This window comes from Thiomonas arsenitoxydans, from assembly GCF_000253115.1.
Lineage (GTDB): Bacteria > Pseudomonadota > Gammaproteobacteria > Burkholderiales > Burkholderiaceae_C > Thiomonas > Thiomonas arsenitoxydans.
Genome location: NC_014145.1, coordinates 3,469,932 through 3,491,901 on the forward strand (window position 1 = coordinate 3,469,932; position 21,970 = coordinate 3,491,901).

The window sequence follows — 21,970 nt, forward strand, 5'->3', positions numbered from 1 at the left end:
TATTGGGATATCCATGGACACCGCAACGGTTCAGCGCGCCGACGCATCTGGACCTGCGCGGCCCAGATCAAGTTCGGCAGCTTCACCGAACTCTCAACGCCTGGCTGGGCGAGCGCTGCCGCGCGCTGTGGGACGAGGTGCGCCACCCCGAGCACACCCAGTTCAGCGTGGCCGAGATGCTGGAGCACGAGCGCGCGCACCTCATGCCCATGCCGGTGCCGTTCGATGGCTACGTCGAGAAGCCCGCGCGGGTCTCCAGCACCTGCCTGGTGTCGGTGGCGCGCTTGCCGCTATTCGGTGCCGTGCGAACGGGTGGGGCGGAGGGGCAGCACGCGGCTGTACCCGGGCAGCGTCGCCATCGTGGCGGATAACGCCATCGTGGCCCGCCACGAGCGACTGAGCAACGCGGGCGAGACCCGGTACGACTGGCAGCACTACATCCCGCTGCTACAGAGAAAGCCCGGAGTGTTGCCGGCGTTCTGAATCCGCGTAAATTTGGCGGCGTTATTTGGCGGCGAGAACGGCGGGGAGCGATTTGAGGAAGCGAGGCGGCGCCGGGGCGAACGAAGACAGCCCGGCGTCGTGGTCCGGGACGGCGACTGGAAGGATGTCAGAACGGGGGGTCGTCGACGCCGTTGATGTCGAGCGCGGTGGTGCGGTCGTCGCGGAGCCTGGCTTGCAGCGCGAGCTCGTAGTGCGCCCAGATGCGCGCGCGCAGGTCGTCGAGGAATTCGACGACGGCCAGTGCCTGCTCGGGCGACCAGTGCGGGTCGATCAAGAGGGTCAAGCCCTGGGTGATGCCCGAGGGTTGAGGTGCGGGGCTCATGGCTGGGCGCGCGGGGTTTTGCGCCAGGATGCCGTGGTGCGCTCCTGGGCCTCCTTGCGGCGGTAGCGGCACGGCTACGGGCGGTGGATCGTAGCGCTGCAGGCGGCGGCGCTCCAACGCCAGGCGCACCGCCGAGACGTGGGGAACGCCGCGCCCCAAGGCGTCGAGCGCGGCGCGCTGCAGTTCGGCGGCGCCATACGGGTCGAGCAACTCGCCCAGGGCGCGGGCCATGCGCCCGAGCGGCTCGCCGCGTTCGGCGGCCTGACGCAGCAGATCGCGGCAGGCGGGCGCGGCGCTCACCAGGCGCTCACCAGGCGATCGGTGTCGCGATGGGCGCGCGCGGCGCGTTTGGAGTCGACCAAGTCCTGCACATGCTGTTTGACTTCGATGACCTCGCCGCGGTCCCAGCTGCGCGCATGGGTGGCCAAGTTCCGCCTCGACGAACTCGCGCAACGCGACCGCAATGGGACCCGTCGTGCCGGCAAGCCGCTCGTGCAAAACCGCTAACTGCGTGGTTGGGGTCAGCTCGATTACTTGGGCTGAGTTGTGTTGCGGTTTGGAGGTGCATAACAGCCCGCCCGAGTTGACCGCGCTGTCGAACAGCTTGGTTATCAAGGATTTCGACAGGCAAGCTGCGGCTTTTTTTGGAAATCTCTCCCGGCAGTTTCCAGCCAGAAAAAACAGCTTCGACCGCATGATCGCTGCGCATGCCATCTCCTTGGGGATCACGTTAGTGACCAACAACGCCGCCGATTTTGCGCTTTACGCCGATGCCGGGCTGGTCGTCGAGAACTGGACGACTTCCGCCTGACGCAGAAGACTTGTGTTGTCGTTCCACTGCAGGGCACCGAACCTCGGCTGGGTCTGCTTTTGCTTTCTTCGGCGGATCGTTGATAGCCAGACGCTTCCAACCGACCGGCGCGGGGCCAGGAGTGGCTTGCGGCATTCTTGCCGCCGTATTCATATTCATTTATATTGAATACACCGAAAATGACAGGAGCCAAGCATGTCCCGAACAACGACCACGACCATGACGGTGCGTCTCAGCGGGCCACTCAGTGAATTCGTCGCCACCAATGTGGGCGAGCAAGGTGATTACGAGAACATCAGCGAATACATGCGCGACCTGATCCGCCGTGACAAAGCGCGAAAAGAGCAGGAGGCTTTTGACCGGCTAAAGGCCGAGCTGGCCCATGCCTTCGCCGCCCCGGAGAGTTCGTACCGCCCCCTATCTGCCGCCGAGGTGATCGCGCGCAACCGGGGCTGACGGCGTGGCCCAAATTCGGCTTCAGGAAGCGGCGTCCTGGAGATTCGACGAGATCTACCGCTACACGCGCGATCGCTGGGGTACGGAACAAGCCGACCGCTACATCAACGGGCTGTTCGAGGCTTTCGACGGCATCGATTCCCACCAGACCCATTCCAAGCCTATTCCCGCCGACTTTGGCATTGAAGGTTATTTTTTCCGCTACGAACGGCATTTTGTCTATTGGCGCCGCCTCTGGAATGGGGACATTGGCATCGTGACCCTCCTGCATGAGCGGATGCACCAGATCGACCGGTTCCGGGACGATTTCGGCTTGTAGTTGGACTGGCCGACAGAAATCAGCATCACCACAATGTGCCGAAATTCAAACATGACGCTGCGTGCATCTCGTTTGCCACGGCTTAGTTGTCTATCGGCATGTGACTTAAATCAGCATCGGCGCCAAGACGCTGGTCTCCGCCGGCCACCCCTGCAGACTGGATCAGCGTATGGGCATCGCGCGCCAGCAGCGCCACGACAACCGACAGCAGCACGACCACGCCGCTATGTCCGAGTGAGAAAAACAGCCCCACCGCCACCGGGCGCTGGCCGTCTTGGCGCAGCTTGCGGGTGACGTTGTCGATGGCGGCGATGTGGTCTGCATCGAAGGCGTGGCGCAGACCGAGAAAGTAGGCCATCGCACCGATGCCCATCAGCGCCGGATGGCCGGGCAGCAGCGCCAGCAGCCAACCCCACGCCGCGACAGGCTGTGCCAGCAGGGTGAGGCCCGTGGCGGTGAGGGCGCGTCGGTCGAGTCGGCCCAAGCCCGGTCGGTTGGAGGTCGGCATGGTCGGAAGGTGCAAGAGTCAGCCCGCCTGTAGCAAGCCCTTGGTTTCGATGAACTGCACCACGGCGTCCAGTCCGTCCAAGGTCTTGAGGTTGGTCATGGCGTAGGGTCTGTTGGGACGCATGCGCTCGGTGTCGGCGCGCATCACGTCGAGGTTGGCGCCCACATGCGGAGCGAGGTCGGTTTTGTTGATGACGAACAGGTCGCTTTTGGTGATGCCGGGGCCGCCCTTGCGCGGAATTTTTTCGCCGCCGGCCACGTCGATGACGTAGATCGTCAGGTCGCTGAGTTCCGGGCTGAAGGTGGCAGCCAGGTTGTCGCCGCCGCTTTCGATGAACACGATGTCGGCATTCGGAAACTGCTCCAGCATGCGGTCGACCGCTTCGAGATTGATCGACGCATCTTCGCGGATGGCGGTGTGCGGGCAGCCGCCGGTCTCCACGCCCAGAATGCGCTCAGGTTCGAGCGCGCCCGCCACGGTGAGCAGGCGCTGGTCTTCCTTGGTGTAGATGTCGTTGGTCACCACGACGAGGTCGTAGCGGCTGCGCATCGCCTTGCACAGCATTTCAAGCAGAGTGGTCTTGCCCGATCCCACCGGGCCGCCGATGCCCACGCGCAGCGGCGGCAGGCGCTTGGTGCGATGGGGAATGTGATGCAGCGGCGAGGCGTTGGCCGCGGTGGAGGGGTGTGCGCTCATGATCGGAACAGTCGGGAATATTGGGTTTCGTGACGGCTGCTGAGAATGGCCAGCAGGGGCGAGAAGCTCTGCCAGTCGTCCATACGGTGTTGCAGGTTTCGTGCCTGCGCCACGGCGGCGGGAATGTCGGGCGCAAGCGCGGCGAGCAGGCGCTGCCCCGCGCTCTGGCCCAACGGAACCGCCCGCAGCGCCGCCTGCACTTGGTTCTCCAGCCAGGAGAAGGCCAGCGCGTGCGCCATCTGTTCGGCGTCCAGCCCCAGGGCCAAGCCAGCCAGGGCGAAGGCCAGCGGCCAGGCGGGCGCGGGTTCGAGTTGAGCAGCGAGCGGCAGTGCGGGATGGTCGGGGCGCAGATTGCGTAGCCACTCCAGCATGGAGCGGCCCATCTGCTGGCTTTGCTGGCGCAGCTCAAAGGTTTCGCGCGTGGCCAGCACCCAGGTCTGCACGGCGCGCAGCGCTGCGAGGTCTGCTGCAGACCAGGCCGCATGCGCGGCGCAGGCAGCCGGCAGTTCGCTGCGCGCAAGCGTGAGCTGCAACTGACCGCGCAGCCAGGCCAGTGTCTGCGCTTCGTCGGTGACGAAGCCCGCGTCCACCGACGCTTCCAGCCCCTCGGAATAGCTGAACCCACCCACCGGCAAAGCGGGGGAGGACAGCCACATCATCGCGAGTTGCGGGGCGGGGCAGGCTTGCGGCTCAATGCCCATGGGAATGATCGTGACCCTGCCCGTGATGGTCGTCGTGCGCATGCGCATGGCCGTGCCCATGATCGTGCCCATGCTGCCCATGCCCGCCGCCCTCGCCATAGGCCCCGGCCTCGGGCTCGAACGGGGCCTCCATCTCGGTGACGATCAGGTGCATGCGGCGCAGCATGTCGGCCAGCACCGGGTCGGGCTCGAACTGCAGATAGTCGGCCTGCACTTCGAGCTGCACATGCCGGTTGCCCAGGTGATACGCGGCGCGCGGCAGATCGGTGGCCGTGCCATGCGCCGGGCAGGCGCGCACTTGCAGCACGGCTTGCGGCGCGGCTTGCACACGGATCATTGAGCCGTCTTCAGCCACCAGCAGGTCGCCGCCACGCAGCACCGTGCCGCGCGGCAAAAACACGGCGAGGTGACGACCGGCGCTGTCGTGCGCGTCAAAGCGGCTTTTGCTGCGCGTGTCCCAATCGAGGCTGACTGTGGCGGCGCGCTGCACCAGCGCCGGGGCCAGGCCGCGCGCGGCGGGAAGATGTTTGTTGACGGTGAGCATGAGGATTCGGAAGGGGAGGGTATGCAGAAACGGGTTTGCAGAAATTCGGGGCGCCGCCTAATATAACAACCGTTATAACTTCATCGTCCGACTGCACCAGTCGTCAGGAGAACCGCATGTCCGCCCTCAAACTCACCCAGATCGGCAATTCCGTTGGCGTCATTCTGCCCAAGGAACTCCTCGCCCGCCTCAAACTGGAAAAGGGCGACACGGTGTTCGTCACCGAGGCGGCGAATGGCGCTGTGATGCTATCGCCCTACAGCGCCGAGTTCGAGTCGCAGATGCTTGCCGCACGCAGTGTGATGAAAAAGCGGCGCAACGTCCTGCGTGAACTGGCCAAATGAGCCGCTGGATCTGGCTCGACCCTGCAGTACTGCAGGCCGTACATGAAGAGCAGTTGGCCGAGCATGGCGGCGCCTCAGGCACGCGCGATACGGGGTTGTTTGAATCGGCGCTGGCGCGGCCGGAGAACCTGGCCGCCTACGGCGAGCCCGACGCCGCCGCGTTGGCCGCCGCATATGGCTGGGGGCTGGCGCGCAATCATCCTTTCGTCGATGGCAACAAGCGCACCGCCTTCGTCGCCGCCGAGTTGTTCCTGATGCTCAACGGCCATGAACTCGCCGCCGGCGATGCCGCCTGCGTGCTCACTATGCTCGCCGTCGCTTCTGGCGACATGGGCGAAGACGCGTTTGCCGCGTGGATACGGTCGCATCTGCTGCCGCGCTAAGCAATGGGATTGAGCACTCTATGTGGATGTCGGCAGCTGGAGATGACGCACCGATCAGTGGACGCAGGCAGTGTCCGCGAACAAGCCTACCGACGCGCCTCAGTGGCCACGCGCACGGCCAAAGCGGCCAGCACCATCCCCTTCAGCCATCGTTGCACGGTGATCCACATTGGCCGCAGCTCCAGAAAGCTGGCAATCGAACCGGCCATGAGAACAATCAGCGCGTTCACCGCAAGGCTGATCACGATTTGTGTCATGCCCAGCGCCAACGACTGGCCGAGCACGGAGCCATGCGCAGGGTCGATGAACTGCGGCAGGAGCGACAGATACAAGACAGATACAAGACCGCAATCTTGGGGTTCAGCAGATTCGTGACAAAGCCCATGGCAAACAACTTGCGCGGCGGGTCCACAGGCAGATCGCGCATCTGAAACGGCGAGTGGCCTCCCGGCTTGACCGCTTGCCAGGCGAGATAAAGCAAATACAGCGCGCCGCCAAAGCGCAGCGCGTCATACGCATAGGGCACCGCCAGCAACAGTGCCGTGATGCCGAATGCCGCGCACAGCATGTAAAACACGAAACCCAGAGCCACTCCCCCCAAGGAGATGAGTCCAGCGCTGCGGCCTTGGGAGATCGAACGTGAAATGAGATAAATCATGTTCGGCCCGGGTGTCAGCACCATGCCAAGAGCAACCAGGGCAAAGGTGAAGAAGTGAGTCAAGGTCGGCATTTCAATCTCTGTTTTGGGGAAGTCAAAACAAGAAATATCGCTGCGCCATCGGCAGCACGGTCGCGGGTTCGCAGGTGAGCAGCACGCCGTCGGCGCGCACCTCGTAGGTCTGCGCGTCCACCTCCATGCGCGGGGTGTAGGCGTTGTGCACCATGTCGGCCTTTTTCACGCTGCGGCAGTCGCGCACGGCGGCGAGCGACTTGTGCAAGCCCAGACGCTGGCCGATGTCGTTGGCCAGCGCGGCCTGGGACACGAAGGTCAGCGAGGTGGCGGTGCGCGCGCCGCCGAAGGCGCCGAACATGGGACGGGTATGCACAGGCTGCGGCGTGGGAATGGACGCGTTGGCGTCGCCCATGAGTGCGGCGGCGATGAAGCCGCCTTTGAGAATCACGCTGGGCTTCACGCCGAACCACGCCGGGCGCCACAGCACCAGATCGGCCCATTTGCCCGCTTCCACCGAGCCCACTTCGTGCGCGATGCCGTGCGCCAGTGCAGGGTTGAGGGTGTATTTGGCGATGTAGCGCTTGGCGCGGAAGTTATCGTTGCGGTCATTGCCCTGGGCGCCACCCGAAGCCGGAGGCGCCAGCCAGCCGCGCTGCGCTTTCATCTTGTGCGCGGTCTGCCAGGTGCGCAGCGCCACTTCGCCCACGCGCCCCATGGCCTGGCTGTCGCTGGACATGATGCTGATGGCGCCGAGGTCGTGCAGCACGTCTTCGGCGGCAATGGTCTCGCGGCGGATGCGGCTTTCAGCAAAAGCCAGATCTTCGGCGATGCCCGCGTCGAGGTGGTGGCACACCATCAGCATGTCGAGGTGCTCGTCGATGGTGTTGACGGTAAAGGGCCGCGTGGGGTTGGTGGAGGACGGCAGCACATTGGCCTCGCCCAGCACGCGCAGGATGTCGGGCGCATGGCCACCGCCCGCGCCTTCGGTATGGAAGGTATGGATGGTGCGGCCCTTGAATGCCGCGATGGTGTCTTCGACGAAGCCGCTCTCGTTGAGCGTATCGGTGTGGATGGCCACCTGCACATCGGTCTCTTCTGCCGCCGAGAGGCAGCAGTCGATCGCCGCGGGCGTGGTGCCCCAGTCTTCGTGCAGCTTCAGGCCGATGGCGCCGGCCTCGATCTGCTCGCGCAGCGCCGCGGGCTGGCTGGCGTTGCCCTTGCCGAGAAAACCCAGGTTCATCGGGAAGGCATCGGCCGCCTGCAACATGCGGGCGATGTTTTCCGGCCCCGGGGTGCAGGTGGTGGCGTTGGTGCCAGTGGCCGGGCCGGTGCCGCCGCCCAGCATGGTGGTGACGCCGCTCATCAGCGCCTCTTCGATCTGCTGCGGGCAGATGAAGTGGATATGGCTGTCGATACCCCCGGCGGTGAGGATCATGCCTTCCCCCGCGAGGATTTCGGTGCCCGGGCCGATGATGATGTCCACGCCCGGCTGCACGTCCGGATTGCCCGCCTTGCCGATGGCGGCGATGCGCTGGCCACGAATGCCCACGTCCGCCTTGACGATGCCCCAGTGGTCGAGGATGAGCGCATTGGTGATGACCAGATCCATCACCCCTTCGGCGCGGGTGCGCTGGCTCTGACCCATGCCGTCGCGGATGGTTTTGCCGCCGCCGAACTTCACCTCTTCGCCATAGCCTCCGGCGCGCAGGGTGTAGTCGTCTTCCACTTCGATGAGCAGGTCAGTGTCGGCCAGGCGCACGCGGTCGCCGGTGGTGGGGCCGTACATCTCGGCATAGGCGCGGCGGGAGATCGTGGCCATCACAGCGCTCCCATCACGTCTTGCCGGAAACCGATGACCACGCGCTCGCCCGCGAAGGCCACCAGCTCCACCGTGCGCTGCTGCCCCGGCTCGAAGCGCACCGCGGTGCCGCTGGCGATGTGCAGCCGCATGCCGCGCGCGGCTGCGCGGTCAAAGCGCAGCGCCGGATTGGTTTCCGCAAAGTGATAGTGCGAGCCGACCTGAATGGGCCGGTCGCCCGCGTTTTCCACCACCACGCTCAAGGTGGCGCGGCCGGGGTTGAGAGCGAGGTCGCCCTCGGCACAAAGGATTTCTCCAGGAATCATTGAAACGCTCCAGATTGGGGGATTCACGCAATGGGCTGGTGCACGGTCACGAGCTTGGTGCCGTCGGGGAAGGTGGCTTCCACCTGAATATCGGGGATGAGTTCGGCCACGCCGTCCATCACCTCGTCGCGGCTGAGCAAGGTGCGGCCAAAGCTCATCAACTCGGCCACGGTGCGGCCGTCGCGCGCGCCTTCCATCACTGCGGCGGTGATGTAGGCGATGGCCTCGGGTACGTTGAGCTTGAGGCCGCGCGCCTTGCGGCGCTCGGCCAGCAGCGCGGCGGTGAAGATCAGCAGCTTGTCTTTTTCGCGGGGGGTGAGGTCCATGGGGCGGCGGATGGAACGGGAATCGTGAGGTGAGCTTAACGCGAGGCCACATCGAAAGCGCAGGCTGGTGCTGCAGCAAAAAGCAGACCTGCCGCCCCTGCTGGAACGGTGCGGGTCTCCGTTTGCCCCGGTTTGGTGCGAACGCACCAAAGACGATCGAGCTGATGCGCGCGGTGGTGCCTCAAAACAGATTGTGGGGCGCGTTCAGGCCCGCGCGGCGCAAGTTCGGGCCAAGTGTCATCGAACTGTCACCCCGTGCTGAGGGGGCAGACAAAACCGTGGCACGCGACTTGCACAACACAGCGTGTCGCACCCCACCACAACCTCTGGAGGAATTTCCAACATGGATCGTCGTACCGCACTCAAGACCGTTGGCGGCGCAGTTGCCGCAGCGGCGACCAGCACGCTGTCATTCCCCGCCATTGCTGCGAGCAAGAAACCGATCAAGGTCGGCATCCTGCATTCGCTCTCGGGCACCATGGCCATTTCCGAAACCGCGTTGAAGGACGTGGACCTGATGACCATTGCCGAGATCAATGCCGCAGGCGGCGTGGACGGCCACATGATCGAGCCCGTGGTGGTTGACCCCGCTTCGAACTGGCCGCTGTTCGCCGAGAAGGCGCGCCAGCTCATCAGTCAGGACAAGGTGGCGGCCATCTTCGGCTGCTGGACCTCGGTGTCGCGCAAGTCGGTGCTGCCCGTGCTCGACGAGCTCAACGGCCTGCTGTTCTATCCGGTGCAGTTTGAAGGCCAGGAGCAGAACAAGCATGTGGTCTACACGGGTGCTGCGCCCAACCAGCAAGCCATTCCGGCCACTGAATACCTCATGAGCAAAGACGGCGGCGGCGCCAAGCGCTTCTTCCTGCTGGGCACCGACTATGTGTACCCCCGCACAACCAACGCCATCCTGCGCGGCTTCCTGCACTCCAAGGGCGTGAAGGATGCGGACATCGCCGAGGTCTATACGCCGTTTGGCTTCAGCAACTATCAGAACATCGTGGCCGACATCAAGAAGTTCGCCTCGGCCGGCCCGACCTGCGTGATCTCCACCGTGAATGGCGATTCCAACGTTCCGTTCTACAAGGAGCTGGGCAACCAGGGCATCAAGGCCACCGACATTCCGGTGGTCGGCTTCTCCATCGCCGAGCAGGAAATTGCGGGCATGGACATCAAGCCCCTGGTCGGCCAGCTCACCGCGTGGAACTACTTCGAGAGTCTGAAAAATCCGCGCAATGCCAAGTTCGTCAAGTCGTGGCAAGACTGGGTGAAAAAGGAAAAGCTGAAAGACTATCCGGTCACCGACGACCCGATGGAAGCCTCCTACATCGGCATCCATCTGTGGAAGCAGGCCGTCGAGAAGGCCAAGTCCACCAAGACCGATGAAGTGCGCAAGGCACTGATCGGGCAGAAGTTCGCCGCCCCTGATGGCTATACCGTCGAAGTGCTGGAGAACCAGTATCTGAGCAAGCCGGTGTTCATCGGCCAGATTAACGACAAGGCGCAGTTCGACGTGGTGTGGAAGTCCAAGGGTCTGGTCCCGGGCGAGTCCTGGAGCCCCTACATCCCCAGACCGAAAAACGCCTGATCGTTCGGCAACGCAAACACTCCCTCTCCCAACCTCCCCCACGCCGTGGGGAGGGGCAAATCACAGCGTATCGCGATGGTTTGCTCCCTCTCCGCTCGCGGGGAGGGTTGGGGTGGGGAGTCTTGAAAGCATCGACCTTCCCTGTTTCTTTCACGACCATGACCTCTACGCGCTCTCTGTGGGGCCGGCCCGGCGCATGGCTGCGCATGGCGTTCGGCCCGCTGTCGTTCGGTTTACTGCTCGGTTTGCTGCCCGGCCTGACGCCGCAGGCCCATGCCCTCACCCCGCAGGAAGCGCTGGCCATTTCCAGCGGCGACACCGACGCCCGCATCGCCGCCCTGCACAAGGCCGTGGCCAAGCCCGATCCGCAACTTGCCGACTTTCTGCACAAGCTGCTCAACGGCGACGTGCAGATCGATGGCGACATGGTGCAAGTGCAAAAAGGCAACGACTGGATCGACCTGGCCACCGGCAAAGCCGTCACCCCCAGCGACAACGCGCAGGGCGTGGTCAACAACAACTATGTGCGTAAAGAGCTGCAGTCGGCCCGCGCCGCGCTCGATCTGTTTTCGCCGCAGCGCGCGCAGCGGCTCAAGGCCGTGCAGCAACTGCAGGACGATCCCACCTCGGTCGATCGCGGTCTGGTTGAACAGGCGCTGAAAACCGAGAAAGACCCGGAGATCGTGCAGCGGCTGCAACTGCTGCACGCCGCCATTCTGCTCACCAGCGCCAGCGCCGCCGACCGTCTGGCCGCGGCCAAACAACTGGCGGCCAGCAACTACCCGGCGGTGCGCGCCCTGCTGCTCTCTCGGCTGGACAAGAAAGACGGCGCCTACATTGAGTCGTCTCCGCTGGTTCGCACGCAGATCGAAAAAAGCCTTTCTGAGATCGACAGCCGCCTGGCCTGGGGCGAGCGGCTGGGCACGCTGTTCTCGGGCATCAGCCTGGGCAGCATCCTGCTGCTGGCCGCGCTGGGCCTGGCCGTCACCTACGGCCTGATGGGCGTGATCAATATGGCGCAGGGCGAGTTCATCATGATCGGCGCCTACGCCACTTATGTGATGCAGAGCCTGTTCCAGCACTATCTGCCGGGCTATGTGCACTACGCGCTGATTGCTGCGGTGCCGTTCTCCTTCGTCGTGGCGGGGGGCATCGGCATGCTCATCGAGCGCACCATCATCCGCCGCCTGTACGGGCGGCCGCTTGAAACCCTGCTGGCCACCTGGGGCATCAGCCTGGTGCTGATCCAGGCAGTGCGCAGCCTGTTCGGGCCGCAGAACGTGCAGGTGGACAACCCGCCGTGGATGTCGGGCGGATTCAACCTCATGGCCAATCTCATCCTGCCCTACAACCGCATGGTGATCATCGCCTTCACCGTGGTGGTGCTACTGGGCATGTGGCTGCTCATCAGCCGCACGCGCCTGGGCTTGTTCGTGCGCGCGGTCACGCAGAACCGGCCTATGGCCTCCTGCGTGGGGGTGCGCATCGCGCGGGTGGACATGCTGGCCTTCGGCCTCGGCACCGGCATCGCGGGTCTGGCGGGTTGCGCGCTAAGCCAGATCGGCAACGTCAGCCCGGAGATGGGAACAGGCTACATCGTCGACTGCTTCATGGTGGTGGTGCTGGGCGGCGTGGGTCAGCTCACCGGCACGGTGGCTGCGGCCATGAGCCTGGGGGTGGCCAACACTCTGCTCGAAGGCGTGGCGGGCGCGGTGTTGGCGAAGATCGCGGTGCTGGTCGCCATCATCCTGTTCATTCAGAAGCGCCCGCAGGGCATGTTCGCCCTCAAGGGCCGCAGCGTGGAAAGCTGAAATTCAATGGCCGCCATCCTCAATGAATCCGGCACGCTGGTGCCACCACCGCGGGTGCAACTGCAGTCACCCACGGCCTTTCTGCCGCTGTGGGGCTGGGCTGCGCTGATCGGCTTTCTGCTGATCGCCGCCGTGCTGGTGCCGCTGCTGGCGCTGGCTCTGCCGCAGGGCAGCAGCCTGCATCTATCGCAATACTGGGTCGGGCTGTCGGGCAAGATTCTTTGCTACGCCATGGTGGCGCTGGCGATGGATCTGGTCTGGGGCTACGCCGGCATTCTGTCGCTGGGCCACGGCCTGTTCTTCGCTCTGGGCGGCTATGCCATGGGCATGTACCTCAACCGGGCGATGAATGCGGCCAGCGGCAATCTGCCCGACTTCATGCAGTTCATGCAGTGGACGCATTTCCCCTGGTACTGGGTGGGCACCGAACATTTTGCCTGGGCGCTGTTTCTCGCGGTGGCAGCTCCTGGCCTGCTGGCCTTCATATTCGGCTTCTTCGCCTTCCGCTCGCGCATCAAGGGGGTGTATTTCTCCATCATCACCCAGGCGCTCACCTATGCGGCCATGCTGCTGTTCTTCCGCAACGAAACCGGCTTCGGCGGCAATAACGGCCTCACCGACTTCAAGGTGCTGCTGGGCTTTCCCATGGGCACGGCGGGCATGACGGTGTCGCTGTTCGTCGCCAGCAGCCTCACCTTGGTGTTGATGTTTCTGTTTTCGCGCTGGCTGGTGCGCAGCAAGTTCGGCCGCGTGCTCACCGCCGTGCGCGATGCAGAGAGTCGCGTGATGTTCTGCGGCTACAACCCGCTGTGGTTCAAGCTCGGAGTGTGGACGATTTCGGCCATGATGTGCGGCATTGCGGGAGCGCTGTATGCGCCGCAGGTGGGCATCATCAACCCCAGCGAAATGTCCACCTCCAACTCGATCGAGATCGCCATCTGGACGGCCATCGGCGGGCGCGGCACGCTCATCGGCCCCATCGTCGGCGCAGTGCTCGTGAACGTTGCCAAGAGCTGGCTGACCGTGGCCATGCCGCAAGTCTGGCTGTATGTGCTGGGCGGGCTGTTCATCGTGGTCACGCTGTATGCGCCATATGGCATCGTCGGCCTGCTCAAGCAGTGGAGGGCGCGCCGTGGCTAATCTTGACTGGCGGGAGATCGTGTACCAGGAGCCGCAGCCCGAACTCAGCGGTGATGCCACCGCGGGCTACGGCCACGTCATGCAGCCCGGCGTGGATCTGAGCCACGGCGTAGCCCTTTATCTCGACGACATCAGCGTGAGCTTCGACGGCTTTCGCGCCCTCAACAAACTCAGCCTCTCGCTCGACGTGGGCGAGCTGCGCTGCATCATCGGACCCAATGGCGCGGGCAAGACCACCATGATGGACGTCATCACCGGCAAGACGCGGCCCGACTCGGGCACCGCCTTTTTCGGCCAGACCATCGACCTGCTCAAGCTGCGCGAGGCCGAGGTGGTGGCCGCCGGGGTAGGCCGCAAGTTCCAGAAGCCCACCGTGTTTGAAGACCTCAGCGTGCAGGACAACCTGGAGCTGGCCCTCAAGTCGGACAAGCGCGCGCGCAACACCCTGTTCTTCCGCCTGAGCGCGGCGCAGCGCCAGCGAGTAGAAGAAGTGTTGGAACAAATTCGCCTGCACGACCAGGCTGCACGCCGCGCCGGTGACCTGTCGCACGGCCAAAAGCAATGGCTGGAAATCGGCATGCTGCTGATGCTTGAACCGCAACTGCTGCTGCTTGACGAGCCCGTGGCCGGCATGACCGACTTTGAAACCGACCGCACCGCCGAACTGTTCATCTCACTGGCGGGTAATCACACCCTCATGGTGGTGGAGCACGACATGGAGTTCGTGCGCAAGATCGCCCACAAAGTCACCGTGCTGCACGAAGGCAGCGTGCTCGCCGAAGGCAGCCTGGAACAGGTACAGGCCAATGAGCGCGTGGTCGAGGTCTATCTTGGACGCTGAATCTGGACGCTGAACCAGCCACACACCATGCTCAACATCGACACGGTCAACCAGTACTACGGCGGCAGCCACATCCTGCGCAACGTCAGCTTGCGTCTTGAAAAAGGTCAAGTGCTCACCCTGCTCGGCCGCAATGGTGTGGGCAAGACCACGCTGCTTAAATCCCTCATGGGGTTGGTGCCGATCAAGAGCGGCAGCATCACCCTCGATGCCGAACGCATTGACACCCTGCGCCCGGACGCCCGTGCCCGGCTGGGTATCGGCTATGTGCCGCAGGGCCGAGAAATTTTCCCCCGCCTCAGCGTCGAAGAAAACCTGCACATGGGCCTGGCCTACAAGCCCGGTGCCGCCACCGTGCCGCAAGAACTGTTCGAACTGTTCCCCGTGCTCAAGCAGATGCTGCACCGCCGTGGCGGCGACCTTTCCGGCGGCCAGCAACAACAGCTCGCCATCGCCCGGGCGCTGGCCGCAGGCCCCAAGCTTCTCATCCTCGACGAACCCACCGAAGGCATCCAGCCCTCGATCATCAAGGACATCGAGCGCGTCATCCGCATGCTTGCCCAGCGCGGTGACATGGCCATTCTGCTCGTCGAGCAGTACTACGACTTCGCCAAATCACTGGCCGACACCTATTGCGTCATGTCGCGCGGCGAAATCATCAAGTCCGGCCAGGGCGCCGATATGGACGTTGACGGTGTCCGTGATCTGATCGCGGTTTGAGGGTGTGCGACAGCCCACCGCACTACACGCGCATCGACCGAGCTGTGGGCTGGCCTGTCCAGCTCGCGTCCACTTTCAGCACAAGGGTGTGGATTACCGTGGTGCAGACGTCCACATAGCTCACTCGGTCTGACCGAGACCATCCTGAACGCGGCCTACTCTCTCCAGCCCTCAACGAGTGGGCGAAGGAGAAATGGTCTTTGAATTTTGCAGGGCCGACCAAGACATATCGGGTCTCTGTTACAAAGCCAATCTGCATTGTGTGATGCTGCTAGACGATATTGTTCGACTTTCTCCTGTTCATACATGACGCCTTGGCACTCCCGCTTGCAATTGCGGTTCTCCGCCGAACCGGCGCGCACGGTGCTGCGCCACCAACACGAGGGCGGCCTGCGCGCGCTGGCCAGCCACTATCCCGAAGACCCTCAAATCTGCCATCAGGTGCTGGTGCACCCGCCGGGCGGGTTGGTGGGCGGCGACATTCTGGACATCGACCTGTCGGTGCAAGAAGGCGCGCATGCGTTGGTCACCACGCCGGGGGCAGGACGTTTCTATCGCAGCACCGGCGCGCCTGCGCGGCAGACCCTGGAAGCCCGGCTGGCGCCGGGCGCAAGGCTGGAATGGCTGCCGCTTGAGACCCTGGCCTACAACGACTGCCTGGGCGAGAACCGCAGCCGCTTTCACCTCGCGCCGGGCGCCGAGCTGATGGCCTGGGATCTGCTCGCGCTTGGTCTGCCTGCGGCAGACGCCGCGTTCCGCTCCGGCCGCTTCACCCAGCACATCGAGCTGCCCGGCATCTGGTTGGAGCGCGGTTGCATCGCGGGTGACGACGACGCGCTGCTGCATGGGCCGGGCGGTTTGCGCGGCCATACCGCGCTGGCCACCCTGTTCTTCGCCGCGGGCAGCCCGCTGGCCTCGCCACGCCGTGAGGCGCTGCTCGATGTGGCGCGGCAGGCGGCCGATGACGCGCAGCAGGCCAGCGTACTTTTTGGCGCTACCGCACCGCATGCGCAGATCGTTGCCTTGCGGGTGCTCGGGCATCGCATCGAGCCGGTGGCGGCGCTGTGCCGCGCGGTGTGGGCTGCTTGGCGGCAGACGGGGTGGGGTGTGGAAGACTGCGCGCCGCGCGTTTGGTCGACTTGACAACCCGTTCAAGGTTGGCGCCGCGCGCAGGTCGTTTGCCATGGATGGGACGTAGGGAAAGAGAAATGCCCCGCCCCCCGGCCTAGGATCACCACAGCGGAAAAGGACACCGGGATCGTTTGTCGCTTAACGCATCCACATCTCCATGGAACCATAAAAAGACTATATTAAGTCTTTTCCAAGTCTGGAGCATAGCCATGCGCTACTCGTCACAAATCAAGCCCATCAGCTATCTCAAAGCCAACGCGGCTGAGGTTTTAACGCGCCTCGCGCAGCAGCGTGAACCGATGGTCATCACCCAAAACGGCGAGGCCAAGGCGGTTCTGCAGGACGTCGCCTCGTTCGAAGAAACGCAAGAAACGCTGGCCCTGTTAAAAATCCTGGCGCTTGGAAATCAGGATGTCGTTGCTGGCAAGGTCACACCTGTAGCTGACGTCGTTTCCCGCCTTCGCGCCAAACGCGCCTGAGTCTGATGGCCGACACGCCGACCCAGTTTGAAGTCCTGCTCACTGAGGGCGCGGAACAGGATTTGGAGGCCATCCACGATTACATCTCCGAACTGGATTGCGTCGCCAACGCCAATCAGGTGTTGGATGACTTGATGGGTGTTGTGCAGAGCCTGTCGAGATTCCCCGAACGCGGCAGCTATCCGAAAGAGCTACTCGGCCTTGGAATCAAGGAATACCGTCAGACCTTTCTCAAGCCGTACCGCGTGGTCTATCGTGTCACAGGCCGCCAGGTCATCATTTACCTGATAGCGGACGGACGCCGTGACCTGCAAACCGTGCTTGCTCGCCGCCTGTTGGGCGCTTGACCCGAAGATAGCAAACCGAGCCGACGCCCGTAAGCTCGACAGGCCAGTCCAAGCCGATTCCCGCTGATTTTGGCGTTGAAGTGAGGGCTGCCGCTTTAAGCTGCTCGCACCTGCTTGGGCGGGCAAGCGCATGCCGTCGTGGGTCACCCGGTCATGCTGACCAGAGACCCTGCGACAACAACGCCGCCACGGTGCGGGTGAGTTGATCGTCCGCCAACTGGCCCGTTAGCCGCTTTGGATGCGGCAGCCAATGTCATGACCGTGTCCATTCTGGTGAAGAATGGACCAAAGACGGCAATGACGCTGTGAGTCGCCGGGGATTTGGACGGTCGCCTCCGCTGTCGCGCTCTCGTGGACTGCCTGCCGTCCGCGCCCCGGTCAACGGCTGCCCACCAGCTCCACAGCGCCCATGATCGAAGCGGACTTCCTGTTCGTCGATGCCTGTTTCACCGCCGTCTTACGACGACGGCCAGTATCTTCCTCTGCGCAGCTCGCCGTGAAAGGTGAAGCGTTCAAAGGCCCCAGGCATCCGTTCAGCTTGCGCAGGGGTGTTCATCGACGTCGGCGGCGGGGACTCAGCTCCTGGGCGAGGAAGTCTTCGAGCGCAGCCAATGCCTCCTCCCAGCTCTCCTCGGCCAGTGCTTGGCTGGAACGCTCTTGCTCACGCAGCCAGGATTTCATGAAGCGCACCTCGGCTTTGCGCGAAAGCACCGATTTCAGTTCGCCCTCGACCATCTCCAGGGCGTCGAGTTCCTGTTCGATCAGAGTGTCGATCGCGCGGGGATCGAGCTTCCCGGCGGATGCGGCGAAGGGCATGTTGATCCGCAGATCCTGCTCGATCAGGGTGATCTCATCCTCCAGGTCGGCAAGCTGGGCTTTGAGCGCCCGGACATAGTCCTTGATCTGCGCGTCGGCCAGAGACGAAAGGTGGGCGGCGTCGACCATGGCGATTTCAAGTTGCAGGCCGAGCAAGGCGAGGAGATCGCCGTTTTTGTAAGACTGATTGGCGCGCTGCAGCAAGGCGGTCTTGCGCGCACGCTCTTCGGGGTCAGACTCGCGGTCAGGATGCAGCGCGCTGGCGAGTTTGCGGTAGATGATGCGCAGGGACGGGGTTTGGGCGTCTCGCGGCCGCTTCTCCACGTCGATCTGATGCCGTCGGTGAAATCCGGCGCTGTCGTCAGCCTCCGCATCGAAGCCATCGACCTCAGGCGCGTCGGCATCCTGAGCTTCAGCTTGACTGAACTCGTCGAAGCCAAACAGGTCACCCATCCCAGATTCGCGTTCCTCACGCGCCGGTGCACGCTGCCGGTTCAGGATCGCCTCGATATCCGCGTCGTGCTGAATGCTCAGGCAGGCATGCGCAAGTACCTCGATCATGGCGCGCAGGCGCTTGTGGTCAGTTTTGTTGTACCCGGGATCAGCTTGCATGACGTCCAGGGCCAGCAAGAGTTCTTTGCGCATCGCGTTGAGATTGCGCATCTTGGGGTCGATCTGCGCAGCCTGTGCCTGGGCCGCACGCTGCATCGCATCGTGCCATTGCTGAAGACGATTGCGGGCACGGTGGATCTTGCCGACCAGGGTGTTGAAAGCCTTTTGCTGTTTGCTCAGCGGCTTGCCAGAAACAGGGGGCTGCAGGGTGATCGCGGGGAAGGACATGGGAACAATCGATTATGGCTGGGTGGCGTCGGCGGTCGTTCGAGGCGGTGGGCGACTTATCCAGAGCGTTGTCGACGCTTGCGGCGAACCGAGCAAGGCGGCGGACAAAGCGGCCTGATACTACCCGATGGCCTGCATGAACCGATGCGCATGGGTCGAACGATGGAATGGCCAGAGCCGCCAACCCCGCATCACTTTCAGAAGTGGGTCAATTTTCGTTCGGCACGAACACTTCAAACCGCTCCGGCTTCGGCCTGAATAGGTTGCGGCGGCTGTGCAGAGTCGTCGTCTGCCCGCAGGAAAGTGAGTAGCCCGAATGACGCCAAGGCCAGACCCGGCAGCACCAGAACCAGCAGTGCCTCTCGCAAGGCCAGCCGTTCGGCCAGCCACCCTGCACCCAGCGCCAGGGTGGACTGCACGAGCAGCACCAACTGCGCGCCCCTCACACTGATCGCCGCGGTCTCCTCGGGGCTGAATCGGCGAAGCCGCGCGGTGTAAGCGATGTTGAACACCATGCTCGAACAGGTGTGCGCTAGTGCAACCGCCGCAAGCACTAGCGCGAAGCTGTGCGTGGACATGACAAGCACGTAGTGTGAACAGACGCACATCAACCCGCGTTTCGCAGTGGGTTGTGCAGATCTTTCCTAAGAATCTATCCGTAAATAATATTGACCTGGAGCGGCACCTTCCGGAACGCAATGATCGCTGCGGCGAGGTGGTTGAGCGCGACGAAACTGCGCTCGAGCTTCTCGTAGCGCACCAGCAGCTTGCGCAACCGGTTGAACCAGCTATGGCAGACCTCGACGACCCAACGTCGCGCCTTCTTCGTCGGGTCACGCCGCTTGATGTCTGCCTCTTTGCGGCGGCTGACGACGTGGGCGATGTTGTCATGCTTTTCGATGGTGCGAGCGTTGTCGGCACCGCGATAGCCGGCGTCTGCGCACAGGTGCTTGTGGCGCCGCGACGGTGGGCTCTCGCGCTTGACCATGATCGCGCTCAGCACCTCGTCCAGGCGCTTGCAGTCATTGATGTTCGCCCCGGTCACGATGAGCAACAACGGGACGCCACGGCCGTCCACCAGCAGGTGACGCTTGCTCCCATTTTTTCCCCCGATCCGTCGGGTTTGGCCCGACGGATTGCTGTGCCAGCGGCGCACGCGTCATCGCGCCGTCCACGCTCTGCCATCGCCACGCAATGCCTTGCATGTCGTCGTACTCGGCCAAGCCGGCCTTCCACAGCGCCTCGAAGAAACCTGCCTTTTCCCACTCCAGGAAGCGCTTGTGCACGGCGCTGGCACTGCCAAATCGCTCCTTGGGCAACGCCTTCCACTGACAGCCCGTGCGCAGCACGTACACAATCGCCTCAAACACCTGCCGCGCTGGCTTCGGCGGTCGCCCCGCCCCGGGCCTGCGCTTATACACCCTGTCGACCGGCGCGACCCGCTGTGGAACCAAAGGCTCCGCCCGTTGCCAGAATGCATCCGTCACGACCCACGACTCCGCTCGCTTGGCCAATGCATTGCTCCGACGCCGCGCATCTCGCGACTCGGAGTGCCATTTTATCTATTTACGGATAAGTTCTAAGTCGAACAGGGGTAAGGTTAATTCCCAAATAGCATTGGCCCGTTGATGGTTCTGCCTTACGTTCAAGCGGCCACATATTGACGCACATGTTCTTCAGCATGCACGGCATCCTCAGACCAGGACGAGTTATTGGGCGTGTGCAATAGCTGCACAGCTTCTTGCAAGGCTTCCCCAATGAGCATCACGCAAGGGGAGCCTACTTCCTTGGTTTGAATAGTTTTGCAGAGGTCGGCTAGACGGGTAGCGACGAGGCGCTCCTCTGTGCAACTGGCAGCCTGAACCAGCATCGCAGGTGTTTCGGGTGGAAGCCCCCCCTGCAGCAGTCCCGCTTCGATGGATGAGGCTTCGGCGACACCCATGTAAATGGCTAGGGTCAGCCCTGATTTGGCAAGTGCTGCCCAGCGCAGTGGGCTGCCATCCGGTTGACGGTGGCCGGTGATGAATGCCACACCCGGTGCATGGTGTCGATGGGTAAGGGATGTGCGTGCTGCCGCTGCTGCCGCCACGCCGGCCGTGATGCCAGGAACGACCTCAACTTGGAGACCGACTGCGTGCAAGGCTGCAATTTCTTCTCCTGCCCGACCAAAAACCAGTGGATCACCTCCTTTGAGGCGTACGACACGCTCACCACGAAGGGCCTCATACACCATGAGCCGCTCGATGAAGTCTTGCGGTGTGCTGGCACACCCGCCACGCTTGCCTACTGAAACGATGCGGCAGTCCGCCGCGAGATGTTTCAGACAGCCGGGATTGACCAGATCGTCGACCAGGGCCACTGTGGCCCGCTGCAGCACGCGCGCTGCCTTGAGGGTGAGCAACTCCGGATCGCCCGGACCTGCGCCGACGAGGTGGACGGTGAATCGAGAAGGGTCAGCGGGGTTGGGCATGAGGGTCCTCCGCGCGTGAGCAGGTCAGTGGAGTGGCAATCGCTAACGCGTTGGCACCCGTGCTAGCGGGGGCCATGATGGCCTCGCACATGTTGCGGATGCTGGCCATCTGTCGCGCCAAGGGCTCAGGCGGCAGCAAATAGCCGTCGAGCACGGCATGTGTCCAGTCCGCGCTGGCGTTCAGATCGAGTCCATCGGGCATATGCGGGCAAGGAATGAACGGCGCACCGGCAGGCCACTTTTGCACTGCGCCATCGGCATATAGGCTCAGACGCTCCGTGTCGCGGTTGGGATGGCCCACGGCCTCGCCCTCGCAGCCTCGAAGCAGCAAGGCGGGCTGCCGCAAGGCAAGCAAAACCTCTTGCATTAGCTGCGCATACTCCGGATGGGTGTAGGCCGTCACGAGCAGGCTGGGTGACTGCAAAGGATTGAGCATCTTGACTACGGAGTGACCGCCGTTGCGCACGCCGAGCACGTTGCGCCATTGCAGCAATCGGTGCAGCTCTGGGCTGAGGGTGTTCAGCGGCAGCAGCACGGCTTCGTTTTGTTCGAGCCACTGTTGCGCCTGCTCGACACCCGAGGCGACATGCATACCCAGCGCTTTCCATAGGGGTTCGGTGGGCAGGCGTCCGTGCTCAGTGGACGGGGCGTCAATCACCAGAACGGGAAAATCTTGTTCGCGCAGGAGTGCGGCGAGCAAGGGTACCTGGTTGGGCAGGCGGCGAGCGCCGTTCGCGCTGGGAATGACCACGACGGGACGCGCGGTGCGCACCACCATGGGGGCGATGGTCTGCTGCACGGCCAGGGTGAAGCCTTCAAGTTCTTCGGCGCTCTCGCCCTTCATGCGCAAGGCCAGCAGGAGGCCGCCAATCTGGGCGTCAGAGACTTCACGCCGCAGCAGCCAGCCCATCAGAATGCGGGCTTGTTCGCGGCTCAGATTGCGGCTGCCGTCCGCGCCGCGACCGATGGTGCGCAACATTGACAAAGCCTCGGGATTGAATCGGCCCGGGCCGGTCTCAAGTGCTATGGGAAGCTGGGAAGCGGGGTTGAACATGGCGAGAACCTCCTGAAATGGATAC

27 protein-coding genes and 2 pseudogenes are annotated in these 21,970 nt (G+C 63.5%); 14 read left to right on the plus strand and 15 right to left on the minus strand.

Annotation, left to right across the window (positions count from 1 at the left end):
* Positions 1-33: 33 nt before the first annotated feature.
* Positions 34-471: pseudogene (locus THI_RS16430) on the plus strand (Mu transposase domain-containing protein); the annotation flags it as partial.
* A 139-nt stretch (positions 472-610) separates the two neighbouring features.
* Here the strand turns inward: THI_RS16430 and THI_RS19440 are convergent.
* Complete coding sequence (locus THI_RS19440) at positions 611-1,126, minus strand: hypothetical protein (RefSeq protein ID WP_013107396.1); 516 nt, start codon at positions 1,124-1,126, stop codon at positions 611-613.
* Positions 1,123-1,254 (minus strand): hypothetical protein, encoded by a 132-nt coding sequence (locus THI_RS19520; protein ID WP_269450354.1) that lies wholly within the window; start codon positions 1,252-1,254, stop codon positions 1,123-1,125. Before THI_RS19520 ends, THI_RS19440 begins: the two co-directional genes overlap by 4 nt.
* Positions 1,255-1,289: 35 nt before the next feature.
* Here THI_RS19520 and THI_RS16440 point away from each other — a divergent pair, with 35 nt between their 5' ends.
* From THI_RS16440 to THI_RS16450, 3 genes are all read left to right on the plus strand, one after another.
* Positions 1,290-1,637 (plus strand): type II toxin-antitoxin system VapC family toxin, encoded by a 348-nt coding sequence (locus THI_RS16440; protein WP_013107397.1) that lies wholly within the window; start codon positions 1,290-1,292, stop codon positions 1,635-1,637.
* A 195-nt stretch (positions 1,638-1,832) separates the two neighbouring features.
* Positions 1,833-2,093, plus strand: coding sequence for a ribbon-helix-helix domain-containing protein (locus tag THI_RS16445; RefSeq protein ID WP_013107398.1), 261 nt, complete (start codon positions 1,833-1,835; stop codon positions 2,091-2,093).
* 4 nt (positions 2,094-2,097) lie between these two features.
* Entirely contained in the window at positions 2,098-2,412 is a 315-nt protein-coding gene (locus THI_RS16450; RefSeq protein WP_013107399.1) for a type II toxin-antitoxin system RelE/ParE family toxin, read from the plus strand.
* An 82-nt stretch (positions 2,413-2,494) separates the two neighbouring features.
* On the opposite strand, the gene THI_RS16455 is transcribed toward THI_RS16450, so the two are convergent.
* Genes THI_RS16455 through ureE form a run of 4 tightly spaced genes read right to left on the minus strand, consistent with a single transcriptional unit; the run spans position 2,495 to position 4,861 of the window.
* The gene (locus THI_RS16455) at positions 2,495-2,920 is read right to left on the minus strand and encodes a HoxN/HupN/NixA family nickel/cobalt transporter (protein WP_041609054.1); all 426 of its coding nucleotides are present in this window, start codon (positions 2,918-2,920) and stop codon (positions 2,495-2,497) included.
* An 18-nt stretch (positions 2,921-2,938) separates the two neighbouring features.
* The gene (gene ureG, locus THI_RS16460) at positions 2,939-3,616 is read right to left on the minus strand and encodes an urease accessory protein UreG (protein ID WP_013107400.1); all 678 of its coding nucleotides are present in this window, start codon (positions 3,614-3,616) and stop codon (positions 2,939-2,941) included.
* Positions 3,613-4,317: an urease accessory protein UreF gene (locus tag THI_RS16465; protein ID WP_013107401.1), complete on the minus strand. Its 705-nt coding sequence runs from the start codon at positions 4,315-4,317 to the stop codon at positions 3,613-3,615. Before THI_RS16465 ends, ureG begins: the two co-directional genes overlap by 4 nt.
* Positions 4,307-4,861, minus strand: coding sequence for an urease accessory protein UreE (gene ureE, locus THI_RS16470; RefSeq protein ID WP_013107402.1), 555 nt, complete (start codon positions 4,859-4,861; stop codon positions 4,307-4,309). Before ureE ends, THI_RS16465 begins: the two co-directional genes overlap by 11 nt.
* 116 nt (positions 4,862-4,977) lie before the next feature.
* On the opposite strand from ureE, the gene THI_RS16475 reads away from it, so the two are divergent.
* Together THI_RS16475 and THI_RS16480 are read left to right on the plus strand one after the other, a co-directional pair.
* Positions 4,978-5,205, plus strand: coding sequence for an AbrB/MazE/SpoVT family DNA-binding domain-containing protein (locus THI_RS16475; RefSeq protein ID WP_013107403.1), 228 nt, complete (start codon positions 4,978-4,980; stop codon positions 5,203-5,205).
* Positions 5,202-5,588 (plus strand): type II toxin-antitoxin system death-on-curing family toxin, encoded by a 387-nt coding sequence (locus tag THI_RS16480; RefSeq protein WP_013107404.1) that lies wholly within the window; start codon positions 5,202-5,204, stop codon positions 5,586-5,588. The genes THI_RS16475 and THI_RS16480 overlap by 4 nt, the downstream gene beginning before the upstream one ends.
* 86 nt (positions 5,589-5,674) lie before the next feature.
* Here the strand turns inward: THI_RS16480 and THI_RS16485 are convergent.
* From THI_RS16485 to ureA, 4 genes and pseudogenes are all read right to left on the minus strand, one after another.
* Positions 5,675-6,318, minus strand: a pseudogene (locus THI_RS16485) (LysE family translocator).
* A gap of 22 nt (positions 6,319-6,340) precedes the next feature.
* Positions 6,341-8,080 carry an urease subunit alpha gene (gene ureC, locus THI_RS16490; RefSeq protein ID WP_013107405.1) on the minus strand — a complete coding sequence of 580 codons (1,740 nt, stop codon included), beginning with the start codon at positions 8,078-8,080 and terminating at the stop codon, positions 6,341-6,343.
* Positions 8,080-8,385, minus strand: coding sequence for an urease subunit beta (locus THI_RS16495; protein ID WP_013107406.1), 306 nt, complete (start codon positions 8,383-8,385; stop codon positions 8,080-8,082). The genes ureC and THI_RS16495 overlap by 1 nt, the downstream gene beginning before the upstream one ends.
* Before the next feature lie 23 nt (positions 8,386-8,408).
* A complete protein-coding gene (gene ureA, locus THI_RS16500; protein ID WP_013107407.1) occupies positions 8,409-8,711 on the minus strand; it encodes an urease subunit gamma in 303 nt (100 codons plus the stop codon).
* A gap of 343 nt (positions 8,712-9,054) precedes the next feature.
* Here ureA and urtA point away from each other — a divergent pair, with 343 nt between their 5' ends.
* The 8 genes from urtA (at position 9,055) to THI_RS16540 (ending at position 16,765) form a co-directional block, all read left to right on the plus strand.
* Complete coding sequence (gene urtA / locus THI_RS16505; RefSeq protein ID WP_013107409.1) at positions 9,055-10,296, plus strand: urea ABC transporter substrate-binding protein; 1,242 nt, start codon at positions 9,055-9,057, stop codon at positions 10,294-10,296.
* A 158-nt stretch (positions 10,297-10,454) separates the two neighbouring features.
* Positions 10,455-12,107 (plus strand): urea ABC transporter permease subunit UrtB, encoded by a 1,653-nt coding sequence (urtB, locus tag THI_RS16510; RefSeq protein ID WP_013107410.1) that lies wholly within the window; start codon positions 10,455-10,457, stop codon positions 12,105-12,107.
* Between the two features lie 6 nt (positions 12,108-12,113).
* Positions 12,114-13,247 (plus strand): urea ABC transporter permease subunit UrtC, encoded by a 1,134-nt coding sequence (gene urtC, locus THI_RS16515; protein WP_013107411.1) that lies wholly within the window; start codon positions 12,114-12,116, stop codon positions 13,245-13,247.
* Complete coding sequence (urtD, locus tag THI_RS16520) at positions 13,240-14,088, plus strand: urea ABC transporter ATP-binding protein UrtD (protein WP_013107412.1); 849 nt, start codon at positions 13,240-13,242, stop codon at positions 14,086-14,088. Before urtC ends, urtD begins: the two co-directional genes overlap by 8 nt.
* Before the next feature lie 27 nt (positions 14,089-14,115).
* The gene (gene urtE, locus THI_RS16525; RefSeq protein ID WP_013107413.1) at positions 14,116-14,808 is read left to right on the plus strand and encodes an urea ABC transporter ATP-binding subunit UrtE; all 693 of its coding nucleotides are present in this window, start codon (positions 14,116-14,118) and stop codon (positions 14,806-14,808) included.
* Between the two features lie 306 nt (positions 14,809-15,114).
* Positions 15,115-15,951: an urease accessory protein UreD gene (locus THI_RS16530; RefSeq protein WP_013107414.1), complete on the plus strand. Its 837-nt coding sequence runs from the start codon at positions 15,115-15,117 to the stop codon at positions 15,949-15,951.
* Positions 15,952-16,148: 197 nt separating this feature from the next.
* The gene (locus tag THI_RS16535; protein ID WP_013107415.1) at positions 16,149-16,418 is read left to right on the plus strand and encodes a type II toxin-antitoxin system Phd/YefM family antitoxin; all 270 of its coding nucleotides are present in this window, start codon (positions 16,149-16,151) and stop codon (positions 16,416-16,418) included.
* Between the two features lie 5 nt (positions 16,419-16,423).
* Complete coding sequence (locus tag THI_RS16540) at positions 16,424-16,765, plus strand: type II toxin-antitoxin system RelE/ParE family toxin (protein ID WP_013107416.1); 342 nt, start codon at positions 16,424-16,426, stop codon at positions 16,763-16,765.
* A 552-nt stretch (positions 16,766-17,317) separates the two neighbouring features.
* On the opposite strand, the gene THI_RS16545 is transcribed toward THI_RS16540, so the two are convergent.
* The 5 genes from THI_RS16545 to ybiB all read right to left on the minus strand — a co-directional run bounded on the left by THI_RS16545 (position 17,318) and on the right by ybiB (position 21,945).
* Complete coding sequence (locus THI_RS16545; RefSeq protein WP_013107417.1) at positions 17,318-18,421, minus strand: J domain-containing protein; 1,104 nt, start codon at positions 18,419-18,421, stop codon at positions 17,318-17,320.
* 233 nt (positions 18,422-18,654) lie between these two features.
* Positions 18,655-18,999 carry a hypothetical protein gene (locus THI_RS16550; protein WP_013107418.1) on the minus strand — a complete coding sequence of 115 codons (345 nt, stop codon included), beginning with the start codon at positions 18,997-18,999 and terminating at the stop codon, positions 18,655-18,657.
* Positions 19,000-19,073: 74 nt separating this feature from the next.
* Positions 19,074-19,935, minus strand: a protein-coding gene (locus tag THI_RS18610; RefSeq protein ID WP_141130653.1) for an IS5-like element ISThsp21 family transposase whose coding sequence is annotated in 2 segments (ribosomal slippage) — positions 19,074-19,527 and positions 19,526-19,935 — 864 coding nt in all. Because the reading frame shifts where the segments join, the coding sequence is not laid out codon by codon here.
* A 131-nt stretch (positions 19,936-20,066) separates the two neighbouring features.
* On the minus strand, positions 20,067-20,891 hold the full coding sequence (gene cobA, locus THI_RS16565; protein WP_013107421.1) for a uroporphyrinogen-III C-methyltransferase: 825 nt from the start codon (positions 20,889-20,891) through the stop codon (positions 20,067-20,069).
* A complete protein-coding gene (gene ybiB / locus THI_RS16570; RefSeq protein WP_013107422.1) occupies positions 20,875-21,945 on the minus strand; it encodes a DNA-binding protein YbiB in 1,071 nt (356 codons plus the stop codon). Before ybiB ends, cobA begins: the two co-directional genes overlap by 17 nt.
* Positions 21,946-21,970: the final 25 nt, after the last annotated feature.

What these genes read in the sequence shown, in the direction of transcription:
- THI_RS16440 (WP_013107397.1), top strand. Translation starts at nt 1,290, where the DNA reads ATGGGACCCGTCGTGCCGGCAAGCCGCTCGTGCAAAACCGCTAACTGC.
- urtE (WP_013107413.1), top strand. Translation starts at nt 14,116, where the DNA reads ATGCTCAACATCGACACGGTCAACCAGTACTACGGCGGCAGCCACATC.
- THI_RS16455 (WP_041609054.1), bottom strand. Translation starts at nt 2,920, where the DNA reads ATGCCGACCTCCAACCGACCGGGCTTGGGCCGACTCGACCGACGCGCC.
- ureE (WP_013107402.1), bottom strand. Translation starts at nt 4,861, where the DNA reads ATGCTCACCGTCAACAAACATCTTCCCGCCGCGCGCGGCCTGGCCCCG.
- ureA (WP_013107407.1), bottom strand. Translation starts at nt 8,711, where the DNA reads ATGGACCTCACCCCCCGCGAAAAAGACAAGCTGCTGATCTTCACCGCC.
- ureC (WP_013107405.1), bottom strand. Translation starts at nt 8,080, where the DNA reads ATGGCCACGATCTCCCGCCGCGCCTATGCCGAGATGTACGGCCCCACC.
- THI_RS16475 (WP_013107403.1), top strand. Translation starts at nt 4,978, where the DNA reads ATGTCCGCCCTCAAACTCACCCAGATCGGCAATTCCGTTGGCGTCATT.
- urtA (WP_013107409.1), top strand. Translation starts at nt 9,055, where the DNA reads ATGGATCGTCGTACCGCACTCAAGACCGTTGGCGGCGCAGTTGCCGCA.
- THI_RS16495 (WP_013107406.1), bottom strand. Translation starts at nt 8,385, where the DNA reads ATGATTCCTGGAGAAATCCTTTGTGCCGAGGGCGACCTCGCTCTCAAC.
- THI_RS16480 (WP_013107404.1), top strand. Translation starts at nt 5,202, where the DNA reads ATGAGCCGCTGGATCTGGCTCGACCCTGCAGTACTGCAGGCCGTACAT.
- THI_RS16530 (WP_013107414.1), top strand. Translation starts at nt 15,115, where the DNA reads ATGACGCCTTGGCACTCCCGCTTGCAATTGCGGTTCTCCGCCGAACCG.
- THI_RS16545 (WP_013107417.1), bottom strand. Translation starts at nt 18,421, where the DNA reads ATGTCCTTCCCCGCGATCACCCTGCAGCCCCCTGTTTCTGGCAAGCCG.
- ybiB (WP_013107422.1), bottom strand. Translation starts at nt 21,945, where the DNA reads ATGTTCAACCCCGCTTCCCAGCTTCCCATAGCACTTGAGACCGGCCCG.
- THI_RS16535 (WP_013107415.1), top strand. Translation starts at nt 16,149, where the DNA reads ATGCGCTACTCGTCACAAATCAAGCCCATCAGCTATCTCAAAGCCAAC.
- THI_RS16445 (WP_013107398.1), top strand. Translation starts at nt 1,833, where the DNA reads ATGTCCCGAACAACGACCACGACCATGACGGTGCGTCTCAGCGGGCCA.
- THI_RS16550 (WP_013107418.1), bottom strand. Translation starts at nt 18,999, where the DNA reads ATGTCCACGCACAGCTTCGCGCTAGTGCTTGCGGCGGTTGCACTAGCG.
- THI_RS16540 (WP_013107416.1), top strand. Translation starts at nt 16,424, where the DNA reads ATGGCCGACACGCCGACCCAGTTTGAAGTCCTGCTCACTGAGGGCGCG.
- cobA (WP_013107421.1), bottom strand. Translation starts at nt 20,891, where the DNA reads ATGCCCAACCCCGCTGACCCTTCTCGATTCACCGTCCACCTCGTCGGC.
- urtC (WP_013107411.1), top strand. Translation starts at nt 12,114, where the DNA reads ATGGCCGCCATCCTCAATGAATCCGGCACGCTGGTGCCACCACCGCGG.
- ureG (WP_013107400.1), bottom strand. Translation starts at nt 3,616, where the DNA reads ATGAGCGCACACCCCTCCACCGCGGCCAACGCCTCGCCGCTGCATCAC.
- THI_RS16465 (WP_013107401.1), bottom strand. Translation starts at nt 4,317, where the DNA reads ATGGGCATTGAGCCGCAAGCCTGCCCCGCCCCGCAACTCGCGATGATG.
- urtB (WP_013107410.1), top strand. Translation starts at nt 10,455, where the DNA reads ATGACCTCTACGCGCTCTCTGTGGGGCCGGCCCGGCGCATGGCTGCGC.